The organism is Streptomyces sp. NPDC058326 (genome assembly GCF_042879855.1).
Taxonomy (GTDB): domain Bacteria; phylum Actinomycetota; class Actinomycetes; order Streptomycetales; family Streptomycetaceae; genus Streptomyces.
The window spans coordinates 254,861-269,571 of the sequence record NZ_JBHVZO010000004.1 but is presented as its reverse complement, the minus strand read 5'-3'; the positions used below and the strand labels follow the sequence as shown (position 1 = coordinate 269,571).

The following is a 14,711-nucleotide window of genomic DNA, read 5'->3' as shown; positions in this document are numbered from 1 at the left end:
GGCCACACATCGTGACTGAGATCGAGATCGGGCGCGGCAAGCGCGGCCGCAGGGCGTACGCGTTCGACGACATCGCCGTCGTCCCGAGCCGGCGCACCCGGGACCCGAAGGAGGTCTCGATCGCCTGGCAGATCGACGCCTACCGGTTCGAGCTGCCGTTCCTGGCCGCGCCGATGGACTCGGTCGTGTCACCGCAGACCGCCATCCGCATCGGCGAGCTGGGCGGCCTGGGCGTCCTCAACCTGGAGGGTCTCTGGACCCGGTACGAGGACCCGCAGCCGCTGCTCGACGAGATCGCCGAGATGGACGAGGCGACCGCGACCCGCCGCCTGCAGGAGATCTACGCGGCCCCGATCAAGGAAGAGCTGATCGGGCAGCGCATCAAGGAGGTGCGCGACTCCGGTGTCGTCACCGCCGCCGCGCTCTCCCCGCAGCGCACGGCGCAGTTCTCCAAGGCCGTCGTCGACGCCGGCGTGGACATCTTCGTCATCCGCGGTACGACGGTCTCCGCCGAGCACGTCTCGGGCGCCTCCGAGCCGCTGAACCTGAAGCAGTTCATCTACGAGCTCGACGTTCCGGTCATCGTCGGCGGCTGCGCCACGTACACGGCGGCCCTGCACCTGATGCGCACCGGCGCGGCCGGTGTCCTCGTCGGCTTCGGCGGCGGTGCCGCGCACACCACCCGTAACGTGCTGGGCATCCAGGTCCCGATGGCGACCGCGGTCGCCGACGTGGCCGCGGCCCGCCGTGACTACATGGACGAGTCCGGCGGCCGGTACGTGCACGTCATCGCCGACGGCGGTGTCGGCTGGTCCGGCGACCTGCCGAAGGCCATCGCCTGCGGCGCCGACTCGGTCATGATCGGCTCCCCGCTGGCCCGCGCCACGGACGCGCCCGGCAAGGGCCACCACTGGGGCATGGAGGCCGTCCACGAGGACGTGCCGCGCGGCAAGCTGGTCGACCTGGGCATCGTCGGCACCACCGAGGAGATCCTCGCGGGCCCGTCGCACTCCCCGGACGGCTCGATGAACTTCTTCGGCGCCCTGCGCCGCGCGATGGCCACGACCGGCTACAGCGAGCTCAAGGAGTTCCAGCGCGTCGAGGTCACGGTCGCGGACGCCCAGCACAAGCGCTGACGACCGTTCTGTACGCGCAGGGGCCCCGCACCGGATGGTGCGGGGCCCCTGCGCGTGTGCCGGAGGGTTACGCGGCGGCCTTCTTGGCGCCGGAGAACGCGGCGAAGGCGGCGAGGGCGAAGAACAGGAACGTCATCGCGTCCTTGCCCTCGCTCCACGCCTCCGTCAGGAGACCGAACTCCTCGAGGAAGACGTCCGTGGCGGAGACGTTCAGCTGCTTGGCGACCATGACCGCGATGCCCACGAGCTGGCCGAGGTAGACGGCTCCGAGGGACAGCGCCGCACTGGCGATCGGCAGGACGGGGTTGCGGCCGCCGACCTTGCCCGCGGCGAGACCGACGAGGAAGCCGACGCCGATGGCGGCCCAGCCGATCTCGCGCTCGATGCCGCCCATGACGGCCCCGTACACGCCGCCCGCGACGAGCGCCGCGACCAGGGCGGCGACCAGTCCGAGCGCCACGTTGTCACGGGCGGGGGCGGGCGGCGGCGCCATCGGATAGGGCTGCGGCGCGGCGCCGTCGGCGAACGGGTTGCCGGACGGCGGCGGAACGGGCTGGCTCATGCTGTGGATCTCCCCCAGGGGCGCGAGTCGCACGGACGTGTGTGCGAGAAGCCCGGAGGCTAGCAGCAGGGAGTGACACCGCGACAGAGGATTCGGCCGGTGGCCGTGCGGGTCAGAGCCGGTGGGCGGTGCCCGTCGGGGTGGCGCCGCGGGTGTCGAGGAGGAGTTGGGCCTTGACGGCGAGACCCTGCAGGTCGTAGGTGCGGTGGTGCTGGAGCAGGACCGTCAGGTCGGCGTGGGCGGCGGCCTCGTAGAGGGAGTCCGCGCGGGGGACGGGGAGTTCACGGACGCGCCAGTCGGGGACGTGCGGGTCGTGGTAGCTGACGGCCGCGCCCAGGTCCATGAGACGGCGGGCGATCTCGTCGGCGGGGGAGCCCTGACGGTCGGGCAGGTCCGGCTTGTACGTGATGCCCAGGAGGAGGATCCGGGCGCCACGGGCCGACTTGCCGTGCTCGTTGAGGAGGGTGGCGGCGCGCTGGACGACGTACCGCGGCATGCGTTCGTTGACCTGGCCGGCGAGTTCGACGAGGCGGAGCGGGCGGTGGGCGCCGACGGTGTCGACGGGGGTGCCGTGCCCGCCCACGCCGGGGCCCGGGCGGAAGGCCTGGAAGCCGAAGGGCTTGGTCTCGGCGCAGCGGATGACGTCCCACAGGTCGACGCCGAGTTCGTGGCAGAGGACCGCCATCTCGTTGACGAGGGCGATGTTGACGTGCCGGAAGTTGGTCTCCAGGAGCTTGACCGTCTCCGCCTCGCGGGGGCCACGCGCGCGTACCACCTTGTCGCTGAGCCGGCCGTAGAAGGCGGCCGCCGCTTCCGTGCAGGCCGGGGTGAGGCCGCCGATGACCTTGGGGGTGCCGGCGAAGCCGTGGGTACGGCTGCCGGGGTCGAGGCGGCCGGGCGAGTACGCGAGGTGGAAGTCGCGTCCGGCCCGCAGGCCCGAGCCCGTTTCGAGGAGGTCCCGGAGCAGGCCCTCGGTGGTGCCCGGGGGGACGGGGGATTCGAGGAGCACGGTGGTGTGGGGGCGCAGCCGGGCGGCGAGCACGCGCGCGGTGTCGGTGACGGCGCCGAGGTCGAGGGCGCGGTCGGGGCCGAGGGGGGTGGGGGCGCAGAGGACGGCGGTGCGGACCCGGCCGAGTTCGGCCGGGTCGGCGGTGGGACGGAAGCCCCCCGCGAGCATCCGGCGGATCTCGGGGACGGTGAGCGAGCCGTCGACGGGGGAGCGGCCGGCGGCGAGTTCGGCGACGGGGCGGGGGTCGGTGTCGTAGCCGATGGTGTCGATGCCTGCGGCGGTGGCGGCCTGGGCGAGGGGGAGTCCGTGGTGGCCGAGGCCGATGACGGCGAGATCAGCGGGCATGGGGGTGGGCCGTCCTTCCCAGTAGCCGGAGGGGACGCGAGGCGCAAGCCCGGTGGACAGAACGGGTCGAGCGCAATGTCAGACTAGGCGTAAATATGACCGATATGCGGGATTGTGTGGCCGCAGGTCGCCGAGTGTTATCCACAGGTCGGTGGCGAGGCGGTGGCTGAAGTAGCGGGGGCGGGCCAGAATCGAGATGTGAGCCGGACCACACGGGCCCGGTTCGCGGCACGTGTACGCGGGGCTCGTGTGCGTACGACGCGTGCGGACAGACGGGGGACGACGGAAGGCGGCAGCGTGAGGACAGCGACACTGGGACCCGCCGAGCGCGCCGAAGCGCTCGCGGCCATGGCGGAGCGCGAACTGGACGTGCTGGTCGTCGGCGCCGGAGTGGTCGGCGCCGGAACCGCCCTCGACGCCGTCACGAGAGGGCTCTCCACCGGCATCGTCGAGGCGCGCGACTGGGCGTCAGGGACGTCCAGCCGGTCCAGCAAGCTCATCCATGGCGGCCTGCGCTACCTGGAGATGCTCGACTTCGCCCTGGTCAGGGAAGCCCTCAAGGAGCGCGGACTGCTCCTGGAGCGTCTCGCCCCCCACCTGGTGAAGCCCGTCCCCTTCCTGTATCCGCTCCAGCACAAGGGCTGGGAGCGGTTCTACGCGGGCTCGGGCGTCGCGCTGTACGACGCGATGTCACTCTCCTCGGGTCACGGCCGCGGCCTCCCCGTCCACCGGCACCTCTCCCGGCGCCGTGCCCTGCGCGTCGCCCCCTGCCTCAAGAAGGACGCCCTGGTCGGCGCCCTCCAGTACTACGACGCCCAGATGGACGACGCCCGCTTCGTCACCACCCTCGTGCGCACCGCCGCCTCCTACGGCGCCATGGCCGCGAGCCGGGCCCGTGTCACCGGCTTCCTGCGCGAGGGCGAGCGGGTCGTCGGCGCCCGCGTCCAGGACGTCGAGGCCGGCGTGTCGTACGAGATCCGTGCCCGGCAGATCGTCAACGCCACCGGCGTGTGGACCGACGACACCCAAGCCCTCATCGGTGAGCGCGGCCAGTTCCACGTCCGCGCCTCCAAGGGCATCCATCTCGTCGTCCCCAAGGACCGCATCCACTCCACGACCGGGCTCATCCTGCGCACGGAGAAGTCCGTGCTCTTCGTCATCCCCTGGGGGCGCCACTGGATCGTCGGCACCACCGACACCGAGTGGGACCTCGACAAGGCCCACCCCGCCGCTTCCAGCGCCGACATCGACTACCTGCTGGAGCATGTGAACACGGTGCTCGGCACCCCGCTCACCCGCGACGACGTCGAGGGCGTCTACGCGGGCCTGCGGCCCCTGCTCGCCGGCGAGTCCGACGCCACGAGCAAGCTCTCGCGCGAACACACCGTCGCCCACCCGGTCCCCGGCCTCGTCGTGGTGGCCGGCGGCAAGTACACGACGTACCGCGTCATGGCGAAGGACGCCGTCGACGAGGCGGTGCACGGCCTCGACCAGCGCGTCGCCCCCTGCGTCACCGAGGACACCCCGCTCCTCGGCGCCGAGGGGTACCGGGCCCTGTGGAACGCGCGGGCGAGGATCGCCGCGAGGACCGGCCTCCACGTCGTCCGGGTCGAGCATCTCCTCAACCGCTACGGCTCCCTGACGGAGGAGATCCTCGACCTCGTCGCGGAGGACCCCTCGCTCGGCGAACCGCTCGCGGCGGCCGACGACTACCTGCGCGCCGAGATCGTCTACGCCGCCTCGCACGAGGGCGCCCGCCACCTCGACGACGTCCTCACCCGGCGGACCAGGATCTCCATCGAGACCTTCGACCGGGGCACGCTCAGCGCCCGCGCATGCGCGGAACTCATGGCGCCGGTCCTCGGCTGGGACGACCGCCAGATCGAGAAGGAGGTCGAGCACTACGAGAAGCGGGTCGAGGCGGAGCGCGAGTCGCAGCGGCAGCCCGACGACCTGACGGCGGACGCCGCGCGGCTCGGCGCGCCGGACATCGTGCCGATCTGACAGGACCTCCGGGGTGCGTGTGTCCGGTGGGAACCTGGGGGCGTGCGGGGGCGTCGTCATTCCGGAGTACGGACCCGGGGGCGCCACCCGTCCCGAGGTGAGAGACAATGGCCTCTCTTCCAGGGCGGGTTACCGCATCGCGCGGGAAGCGGCAGACGCGGCGAAGATCAGGGATCGCAGAGGGGACGCATGTCGGAGGCGGAGCAGTCGCGGGACACGGCGAAGGACCCCGGGCGGGACGCCGCCGCGGGGGCCGCGACCGACGGCGACCGAGGAGTGGTCCCGGCAGCGCGTGAGCCGGAGCGGGACACCAAGGACACGCAGGTCAAACGGGGTGCGGACCTGGCCGGCGCGCCGGTCGACGCGGACGACGCACGGGATGCGCGAGGCCCGGCGGACACCGGGGAGCCCGCGGGTCCCGACGGCTCGGGCGGCGTGGGCGGAACGGGCGCGTCGTCCAGCGGGGCGGCGGGGCCGGAGGGGAGCCGTGGCGAGGACGTCGCCGGGGCCGGGCGGCTGCGCGGGACCGAGCCCTCGACCGGCCGGGCCGGGTTCGGCGCGGGCGACGGCGACGGCGAGAGCGATCGCAGGCCCGCGCCGGGCGCCGCACGCGGTACCGGCGGCGACAGACCGCGCAAGACTCCGGCCGGAGAAGGGCGCCTGCTCGCGGGTCGCTACCGGCTCGGCGTGGTCCTCGGCCGCGGCGGCATGGGCACCGTCTGGCGCGCGGTCGACGAGACCCTCGGCCGTACCGTCGCCGTCAAGGAACTCCGCTTCCCCACCAGTATCGACGAGGACGAGAAGCGGCGCCTCATCACCCGGACCCTGCGCGAGGCGAAGGCCATCGCCCGGATCCGCAACAACGGCGCCGTGACCGTGTACGACGTCGTCGACGAGGACGACCGCCCGTGGATCGTCATGGAGCTCATCGAGGGCAAGTCCCTCGCGGACGCCGTGCGCGAGGACGGCACGCTCACGCCCCGGCGCGCCGCCGAGGTGGGCCTCGCGATCCTCGACGTGCTGCGGTCGGCCCACCGCGAGGGCATCCTGCACCGTGACGTGAAGCCGTCCAACGTGCTGATCGCCGAGGACGGCCGGGCCGTCCTCACCGACTTCGGCATCGCCCAGGTGGAGGGCGACCCCTCGATCACCTCCACCGGCATGCTCGTCGGCGCCCCCTCGTACATCTCGCCGGAGCGCGCCCGTGGTCACAAGCCCGGCCCGGCCGCCGACATGTGGTCGCTCGGCGGACTTCTGTACGCGGCGGTCGAAGGCAGCCCGCCGTACGACAAGGGTTCCGCCATCGCCACCCTCACCGCGGTGATGACCGAGCCGGTCGACCCGCCGAAGAACGCCGGTCCCGAGCTCGAGAAGGTCATCTACGGACTCCTCGCCAAGGACCCGGCCCAGCGGCTCGACGACGCCGGCGCCCGCGTCCTGCTGCGGGCCGTGCTCGACGCGCCCGAGGTGGCGCCCCCGCCCTCCCCCGAGGCGACGATGGTCGTACCGCTGCCGCCGCGCCCCGAGCGGACCCCGGTGACCCCTGCCGCCGACCGGGACAAGACGCCCGACCCGGCCGCCGACCGGGTGCGGGGCGCCCTCAAGTCCGTACGCAACGCGGCGGCATCCGTGAAGGCCGAGCCCAAGGCGCGTCCGCGGACGGCCTCGGGAGCCGGCGTGCACGCGGGCGCGGGTTCCACGGTGTCGCGGGGCCCGGGCCGGCAGTCCCCGGCCCGTGCGCCGCTGACCGATGTCGTACCGCGCCGCACGCTGGTGATCATCGCAGCCGTCGTCGTGCTCGCCCTGCTCGGGACGATCTTCGCGGTCTCCCTCAGCGGAGGCGGGGGCGAGGGCAACCAGGGCAAGGAGAGCGGCGGGACCACGGCCTCGGCCGGTGCCTCGGCCGGCGGTGACGGTGGCGGAAGTTCCGAAGGGTCCGGCGGGGACAAGGGCCAGACGGGCGGCCCCGGCCAGCAGGGCGGCGCCCAGCCCGGGGACAACGGCTCCACGGGTTCGACGGGCGCCGACGGCGCGACGGGCTCCACCGGCGCGTCGAACGGCAACGACGTCACGCCCTCCGGCTCGCCCGGCGGCGACGCGGCCGCGAAGCTGCCCGCCGGCTACACCCTCGTCACGAACGAGCGCTTCCACTTCTCCATGGCGATGCCCTCGAACTTCCGGATGCGCTCGATACCGGGATACAGCGGCGGCGGGGTCTTCAGCGAGAGCGGCGGCTTCCCGCGCATCCAGGTCGACTTCAACGCCAGCCCGAAGGACGACGCGGCGGCCGCCTGGGAGCTGGGCAAGACCGTCACGGCAGCCACCAGCAAGGGCTACAAGCACTTCGGCATCAGGACCGTCTCGTACAACGGCTACCCGACCGTCGCCGACTGGGAGTTCGAGCGCGTCCAGCAGGGCATGCGCGTGCACGTGCTCAACCGCGGCTTCAAGGTGGACGCCAAGCACGGCTACTCCATCATGATCAGCTGCAAGGCCGAGGAGTGGAACGGCGCGGAGTGCCGGACGCTGCGGAAGACGGCGTTCGCCACGTTCAGCCCCAAGGACTGACCCGCGCCACGTATCGTGAGAGTTCGAGGACCGTACACAGTCGAACAGTGCCGATAACTGCACGGTGCCGAACCGGAACTGACGGACTCGCGTGATCCCGCACGATCCCGAGGGATCCGCGGGTCACGGGGGACAGCGTGCGCGCGTGGGGAGGCGTCGTGGACGACTACGCGGGAAGGGTGCTGGCGGACCGCTACCGCCTGCCGCTGCCGCCGGCGGACGCGGACGCCCTGGCCGAGACGCGCGCCTTCGACACGTACAGCGGCCAGGAGGTCCTGGTCCGTCAGGTGCCGCTGCCGGAGTTCGTCGACGCCGAGGTGCTCGACGACGAGGGCGGCCGGGCAGGTCCTCACGGCGGCGCGGGGCGGGCGACCCGCCGCCCGGCCGAACCCGTCGTCCGCCGCGCGATCGAGGCGGCACAGGCCGCCGCGCAGATCCCCGACCATCCCCTCCTCGACCAGGTCTTCGACGTCTTCGCGGAGGCCGGCTCGCTGTGGATAGTGAGCGAACGCGTGGCGGCCCGGCCGCTGGCCGCGCTCCTTGCCGAGCGCCCGCTGAACCCGTACCGGGCGGCCGAGATAGGCGCCGACGTCCTCACCGCCCTGCGCGCGCTCCACGCCCATGGCTGGGTGCACCGGAACATCACCTCCAGGACCGTGCTCGTCTGTGACGACGGCCGGGTGGTCCTCACGGGTCTCGCGGTGGGCGCCGCGGAGGAGGCCCTCTGCGGGTACGCGCCCGTACCGGAGCAGGAGCAGGAGCCGCACGAGGCCGCGTGGCGCCCGCCGGCGGAGGAGTACGGCGAGGAAGAGTACGGAACGGAGGCGTACGGCGAGGAGAGGGACGGGTCGGACGAGTACGACCCGGACGCCGTCCAGGAGGGGTACGTCCAGGAGGGGTACGCCCGGGACCTGTACGCATCCGGGGCGTACGGCCCGGACGGGTACGGCTCCGGGGCATACGGGCCCGAGCTCCACGAGGCGGAGGTCTACGAGGAGGCGGACGAGCAGACCCCGTACGGGGTGGAGGCGGTCGAGGAACCGGCCGAGGGGGACCAGGACGGGGACGCCGAGCCGTACGAGGCCGACGGGTACGCCGCCCACACCTCCGAGCTGTACGAGGCCGACGGGTACGCCGCCCGCACCGCCGAGCCGTACGACGCCGACGGGTACGCCGCCCACACCTCCGAGCCGTACGGCTCCGACGCCTACGGCCCCGCCCCGGGGCCCGACGACGACCCCGGCTCCCGTGGCCCCGACTCCCCCTACGGGCCCGGCCCCGAGGCGTATGGCGCCGACCCCTACGGCCGTTCCGGCCCGCCCGCCGCCGAGACGCGGCCCGCCGCCGCGCCGCCCACCGCCGACGTGCGGGCCGCGCGGGCCGGGGCCATCGCCGCCTACCGGGCCGGGGCCCGCGCGGCCGCCCGGCTCGGCGAGACCGGGGCGCTGCCCGTCCAGCGCCCCGCGCCGAAGGACCCGCCCGAGCCGCCCCCGGCGCCGACGGCGCAGGCGGCGGGCGCTCCCGAGCCCCAGTGGTGGGCACGCGTCGCGGACGAGGACGACGACGAGGACGACGGCGACGAGCCGTACGGCGGCGGCCCGCAGGCCGGTCCGCCACCACGCGTGATGCTGGCCGGCAGCTGGAGCGACGGCCCCCACGCCTCACGGGACAGCTCCGCACCGATCCCCGCCGGTGGCGGCCCCGTGCTGCCGGGTTCGGGGCGCCCGGCCCTGCCCGCCGGGTACACGGCCGCGACCCCGGATCCCGCGCGGCTCCCGGTCCCCACCGGTGCGCGGGACGAGCCGCCGGTCGTCATTCCCGCGCAGGCCGACCGCGGCCCCACCACCCGGCTCGCGGCCGAGCGGGCCCGGCAGACCCGTATCGCGGTCGTCGGCGCCGTCACCGAACGCTGGGCACCAGAACAGGCCGGCCCCGTCCACGAGAACTGGCGGCTTGCCCCGCCCATCGGCCCCGCCACCGATCTCTGGGCGCTCGGGGCGCTCCTTTACCGGGCCGTCCAGGGGCACGCCCCCTACCCGGAGGACAGCGCCGCCGAGCTCGTCCAGCTGGTCTGCTCCGAGCCGCCCGCCTTCGCCGAGGAGTGCGGTCCGCTCCGACCGGTCGTCGAGTCCCTGCTGCGCCAGGACCCCACCGAGCGGCCCGACTTCGAGGAGCTGCGCGGCTGGCTGCGTTCCCTCGTGCGCTCCGCCCCGGAGCCGGAGTTCGGTGCCGGAACCGTACCCCTGCTGTCCTTCGACGAGAAACGGCTGCCGATCGTGCGGCGGCGGGGCGAGCTGGTGCGCCGTTGGCGCGGGGGAGCGGGCGCGGGCCGCCACCGCCACAAGCGCGGCAAGGAGCCGCGCCCCACGGCCCGCCGCGAGGACGCGCACCCGCGTGGGCCGGAGCCCGTAGAGGTGGGCGGTCGCGGGGAGTTCGGCGAACCGTACCGGCAGCGTGAGCCGTACCAGGAGTCGTTCCAGGAGCCGTTCCACGAGGAGATCCCGCAGCGCGCCCCCCGGCCGCCCCGCACACCTCGCCCGTCGTCCTCCCGGCCCCCGGGCTCCCCGCGCGCCCTCGGCCGTACGCTCCTGATCCTCGTCCTCCTCCTGCTCGGCGGAGCCGTCGCGTACGCCGTCCTCTTCATGCCCGGCGAGGGCGGGACGCCCACCGGGAAGCCCACCGGGCCGGCCTCGCCCACCGCCGCCGAGAGCCCGCGCACCACCCCGCCTCCGCCCGGGAGCCGTCCGTCCGCGAGCACGCCCCCCGCCGCGCCGCGCACCACTCCGCCCGCCGCGGACCCCTCGGCTCCCGCACTCGCCGCCGGGTACGCGCTGCGCCAGGACCCGGAGGGCTTCCGGATCGGAGTGCCGAACGGGTGGCGACGCAGCCCGATCAACGACGCCGGACAAGTCCGGTACACGGGCGGGGACTTCACGATGATCGTCGTCCCCGGCCGGGACAGCGTCCGTGACCACGGCTCCGACCCCCTGGAATACCAGAGCGTCAAGGAGCGCGAGCTGGAGCCGTGGCGGTCGTCGAGCTGGTCGAAGGTGGAGAAGGCCCGCCGGGTGGACATCGGCAGGACGCCGACGGCCGAGGGTCACTACGTCTGGCTGGACAGCACGGGCCGTGAGGTGTTCGTGCGCAATCTCGCCATGATCGACGGCGGCAGGTACCACGTCGTCCTCGTCATCGGTCCCGAGGGCGAGCGCGACAAGGTCTCCGAGATCTACGGCGAGGCCACGAAGGCGTTCCGCCCGGGGCGCTGAACCGGGCGGGGCGTCCGTGGAGCCCGGCCGGAGCGCCGGAGTCCGGAGCCGGGCCCGAGCGCCGGGGTGTCCGTGGGGCCCGGCCGGAGCGCCGGAGCGTCATCAGCCCCCGGTCACAGTGCTGTTCCTATGACCGCCCCGAGGTTCCGTCGTCCGTACCCCCCTCCGTAACCTGGCATCCGAAGGAACGGGCGGGGGCTAGTGGAACATTCTCAGAGCACAGGGGCGGGGCTGTTGCTCGCCGGTCGCTACCGGCTGGGCGAGTCCATCGGACGCGGCGGCATGGGCAAGGTCTGGCGCGCGCACGACGAGGTGCTGCACCGCGTGGTGGCGGTCAAGGAGCTGACGGCGGGCCGGTTCGTGGCCGAGGCAGACCGCCTCGTGCTGCACGCCCGTACGCAGAAGGAGGCGCGGGCCGCCGCGCGGATCACGCACCCGGGTGTGGTGACCGTCCATGACGTCCTGGAGCACGACGACCGGCCGTGGATCGTCATGCAGTACGTCGACGGGCCCTCGCTCGCCGACGCCGCCAAGGAGAGGGGCGCGATCGAGCCTCGGGAGGCGGCCAGGATCGGGCTGCACGTGCTCGGCGCGCTGCGCGCCGCGCACGCGGCCGGGGTGCTGCACCGGGACGTCAAGCCGGGCAACGTGCTCCTCGCGCGCGACGGGCGCGTCCTGATCACCGACTTCGGGATCGCGGCGATCGAGGGGGACGCGACGATCACCCGGACCGGCGAACTCGTGGGCTCCATCGACTATCTCGCGCCCGAGCGGGTAAGGGGCGGCGACCCGGGCCCGGCCTCCGACCTCTGGTCCCTCGGAGCCACGCTGTACACGGCGGTGGAGGGCACCTCACCCTTCCGCCGCACCTCGCCGATCAGCACCATGCAGGCCGTGGTGGCCGAGGAGCCCCCGTACCCCGAGAAGGCGGGGCCGCTGGCCGCCGTCATCGTGGCCCTGCTGCGCAAGGACCCGGAGCAGCGGCCGCAGGCCGACGAGGCCGGGCGGATGCTGCTCGACGCCATGGAGGGGCGGACGCCGGAGGCGGCGCAGGCGTACGTACCGACCCAGCGCGTGGCCAGGGAGGACCTGGACCGGACGGGGGACGGGCCTGGCTTCGGCCACGGCCTGGTGGAGCTGAGCGAGGAGGACGACGGGGAAGGGGCGCGGGATGCCACGGGGCCGACGGGTGCGTCCCGTGCGTCCGCACCGGCGCGTACGGCCCAGTGGCCCCACCAGCCGCATGACCCCCACCAGCCCCACGACCCCCACCGGCCGCAGCGGCCCGAGTCGCGCACGCACCACCCCGCCGCCGCCCCGCCCACCGTGGTGCCGCCGTCCGCCGCTCCCGCGTCGGCCCCCGGCCGGGGCCGTTGGCGTACCGCGGTCCTCGCGGCCGTGCTCGCCGGACTCGTCGCGGGCGGCGCCGTCTTCGCCGCCATGAACTACGCGGACGACGACCGGAACGGCGGCGGAGGCGGGCGGACCTCGACCACCGGGTCCGCCCCCTCCACCGCCGCCGACGGCCCCGCGAACGACGTGCCGGCCGGCTGGCACCGCGTCCACGACCGGGAGGGCTTCAGCCTGCTCGTACCGGACGGCTGGAAGCGCCAGACGGAGGGCGACCAGATCGACTACACCCCGGACAACGGCAACCACCGCATCCGGATCAGCATCGACCGGAACCCCGACTTCGAGAACCCGTACATGCACGCCCTCGACCTGGAGCGGGTCCTGCGGAAGCGGATGGACTACACCAGGATCAAGCTCAATCAGGTCACCTACCGCGACCAGGTCAACTCCGCCCAGTGGGAGTTCACCTGGACCGAGAAGAAGGACTTCCCCGGACCGCGCCACGCGATCGACCTCATGTACTACGAGGACGACGGCACCGAGTACGCCGTGTACATGTCGTCCCCGGAGTCGAGCTGGGAGACCACCCGAGAGCAGTTCGACATCGTCCTCCAGCACTGGCGGGCGCCGGGCGACTGAGCCCTTCGGGAAATCTCGGAGGAGGGCCTGCTTCCGTCATAAGCCCCTGATCAGGGCTTATGTGCCAGTGATCGCTGGCGCGATGTGTGTACCCGGTGAAAACGCGTTACCGACGGGTACCCAAAGGGCGGAACGCCGCCTACGCTCGCCCTCATGACGGACTCGCAGGCCCCCGCCGCCCCCTCGGTTCCCGACGTCCCCGCCGCGAAGGCCGGAGCACCCGCCGCGGCGACCAACCCGGTCGCGCCCGCGCCCGCCGGCGCGCGCACCGCCGCCGACGTCGTGACGCCCGAGGTGGTCGCCCGGCTCACCCGTGGCGTCGTCGGCTCCGGCCGCACCGCCAACCACACCCCGTTCACCGGGGAGAAGCTGGCGGACCTGCCCGAGTCCACCCCCGAGGACGTCGCCGAGGCCTTCACGCGTGCCCGCGCCGCCCAGGCGGTCTGGGCCGCCACCCCGGTCAAGGCCCGCGCCGCCGTCCTCCTCCGCTTCCACGACCTGGTCCTCCAGCGTCAGGCCGAGGTCCTCGACCTCATCCAACTGGAGACCGGCAAGGCCCGCCTGCACGCCCACGAGGAGGTGCAGGCGGTGGCCGTCGCCGCACGCCACTACGGCCGCAAGGCCTCCTCGTACCTGCGCCCCCGCCACCACACCGGTGTCGTCCCGACCCTCACCAAGGTCACCGAACTGCGCCAGCCCCGCGGGGTCGTCGGCCAGATCGCCCCGTGGAACTACCCCCTGGAGCTCTCCGTCGGCGACGCGCTGCCCGCCTTCGTCTCGGGCAACGCCGTCGTCATGAAGCCCGACACGGAGACCGCGCTCACCGCGCTCTGGGCCCGTGACCTGCTCATCGAGGCCGGCCTGCCCGCCGAGGTCTTCCAGGTCGTCCTCGGCGAGGGCCCGGTCGTGGGCCCGGAGGTCGTCAAGCACGCCGACTACGTCTCCTTCACCGGCTCCACCCGCACCGGCCGCGAGGTCGCCCAGGGCGCCGCCGCCCGGCTCGTGGGCGTCTCCCTCGAACTCGGCGGCAAGAACGCGATGCTCGTCCTCGAGGACGCCGACATCGAGAAGGCCGCCGCCGGAGCCGTCCGCGCCTGCTTCTCCTCCGCCGGCCAGCTCTGCATCTCCATCGAGCGCCTGTACGTGCACGAGTCCGTCGCCGACGACTTCCTCGCCCGCTTCGCCGCCCGTACGAAGGCGATGCGGCTCGGCAAGGCCCTCGCGTACGGCGCCGACATGGGCTCCCTCGTCGGCGAGCGGCAGCTGGAGACCGTCACGAAGCACGTCGAGGAGGCCGTCGCCAAGGGCGCCACGCTCGTCGCCGGCGGCGTCGCCCGCCCCGACATCGGCCCCCTCTTCTACGAGCCGACCATCCTCGACGGCGTCGAGGCCCCGATGGCCGTCTGCACCGAGGAGACCTTCGGCCCGGTCGTCTCGATCTACCGCTTCACGGACGAGGACGAGGTCATCGCCCTCGCCAACGCCACCCCGTACGGTCTGAACTCCTCCGTCTGGACGAAGGACTCGCGCCGCGGCCACGCCGTCGCGGCCCGCCTGCGCACCGGCACCGTCAACATCAACGAGGGGTACGCCCCCGCCTACGGCAGCGTGCAGTCCCCGATGGGCGGCATGAAGGACTCCGGGCTCGGCCGGCGCCACGGCTCGGAGGGCATCCTCAAGTACACCGAGGCCCAGACCGTCGCCCAGCAGCGGCTCATGCCCCTCGCGCCCTCCTTCGGGATGGACGACGAGAAGTACGCCGCGTTCATGAGCGTGTCCCTGAAGGCGATGAAGGCCCTGCGCCTGCGCTGACGCCCTTCCCCTTC

At 73.7% G+C, this 14,711-nt stretch carries 8 protein-coding genes; 6 read left to right on the top strand and 2 right to left on the bottom strand.

Translation table 11 applies throughout. The features are described 5' to 3' along the window. The first annotated feature begins 11 nt into the window (after nt 1-11). A complete protein-coding gene (locus tag ACFVYX_RS09840; RefSeq protein ID WP_384108131.1) occupies nt 12-1,136 on the top strand; it encodes a GuaB3 family IMP dehydrogenase-related protein in 1,125 nt (374 codons plus the stop codon). A 67-nt stretch (nt 1,137-1,203) separates the two neighbouring features. On the opposite strand, the gene ACFVYX_RS09835 is transcribed toward ACFVYX_RS09840, so the two are convergent. Both ACFVYX_RS09835 and ACFVYX_RS09830 read right to left on the bottom strand, forming a co-directional pair. Continuing rightward, the gene (locus tag ACFVYX_RS09835; RefSeq protein WP_389680840.1) at nt 1,204-1,698 is read right to left on the bottom strand and encodes a hypothetical protein; all 495 of its coding nucleotides are present in this window, start codon (nt 1,696-1,698) and stop codon (nt 1,204-1,206) included. Between the two features lie 112 nt (nt 1,699-1,810). After that, entirely contained in the window at nt 1,811-3,052 is a 1,242-nt protein-coding gene (locus ACFVYX_RS09830; protein WP_389680839.1) for a nucleotide sugar dehydrogenase, read from the bottom strand. A gap of 297 nt (nt 3,053-3,349) precedes the next feature. Here ACFVYX_RS09830 and ACFVYX_RS09825 point away from each other — a divergent pair, with 297 nt between their 5' ends. The 5 genes from ACFVYX_RS09825 to ACFVYX_RS09805 all read left to right on the top strand — a co-directional run bounded on the left by ACFVYX_RS09825 (nt 3,350) and on the right by ACFVYX_RS09805 (nt 14,697). Beyond that, entirely contained in the window at nt 3,350-5,056 is a 1,707-nt protein-coding gene (locus ACFVYX_RS09825; RefSeq protein WP_389680838.1) for a glycerol-3-phosphate dehydrogenase/oxidase, read from the top strand. 189 nt (nt 5,057-5,245) lie between these two features. Continuing rightward, complete coding sequence (locus tag ACFVYX_RS09820; protein WP_389680837.1) at nt 5,246-7,624, top strand: protein kinase; 2,379 nt, start codon at nt 5,246-5,248, stop codon at nt 7,622-7,624. A 158-nt stretch (nt 7,625-7,782) separates the two neighbouring features. Next, nucleotides 7,783-10,893, top strand: a complete 3,111-nt coding sequence (locus ACFVYX_RS09815; RefSeq protein WP_389680836.1) for a protein kinase — start codon at nt 7,783-7,785, stop codon at nt 10,891-10,893. A 201-nt stretch (nt 10,894-11,094) separates the two neighbouring features. Beyond that, nucleotides 11,095-12,885 carry a serine/threonine-protein kinase gene (locus tag ACFVYX_RS09810; RefSeq protein ID WP_389680835.1) on the top strand — a complete coding sequence of 597 codons (1,791 nt, stop codon included), beginning with the start codon at nt 11,095-11,097 and terminating at the stop codon, nt 12,883-12,885. 153 nt (nt 12,886-13,038) lie between these two features. Further along, nucleotides 13,039-14,697: a succinic semialdehyde dehydrogenase gene (locus tag ACFVYX_RS09805; protein ID WP_389680834.1), complete on the top strand. Its 1,659-nt coding sequence runs from the start codon at nt 13,039-13,041 to the stop codon at nt 14,695-14,697. The last annotated feature ends 14 nt before the right edge of the window (nt 14,698-14,711 follow it).

What these genes read in the sequence shown, in the direction of transcription:
- ACFVYX_RS09835 (WP_389680840.1), bottom strand. Translation starts at nt 1,698, where the DNA reads ATGAGCCAGCCCGTTCCGCCGCCGTCCGGCAACCCGTTCGCCGACGGC.
- ACFVYX_RS09830 (WP_389680839.1), bottom strand. Translation starts at nt 3,052, where the DNA reads ATGCCCGCTGATCTCGCCGTCATCGGCCTCGGCCACCACGGACTCCCC.
- ACFVYX_RS09820 (WP_389680837.1), top strand. Translation starts at nt 5,246, where the DNA reads ATGTCGGAGGCGGAGCAGTCGCGGGACACGGCGAAGGACCCCGGGCGG.
- ACFVYX_RS09805 (WP_389680834.1), top strand. Translation starts at nt 13,039, where the DNA reads ATGACGGACTCGCAGGCCCCCGCCGCCCCCTCGGTTCCCGACGTCCCC.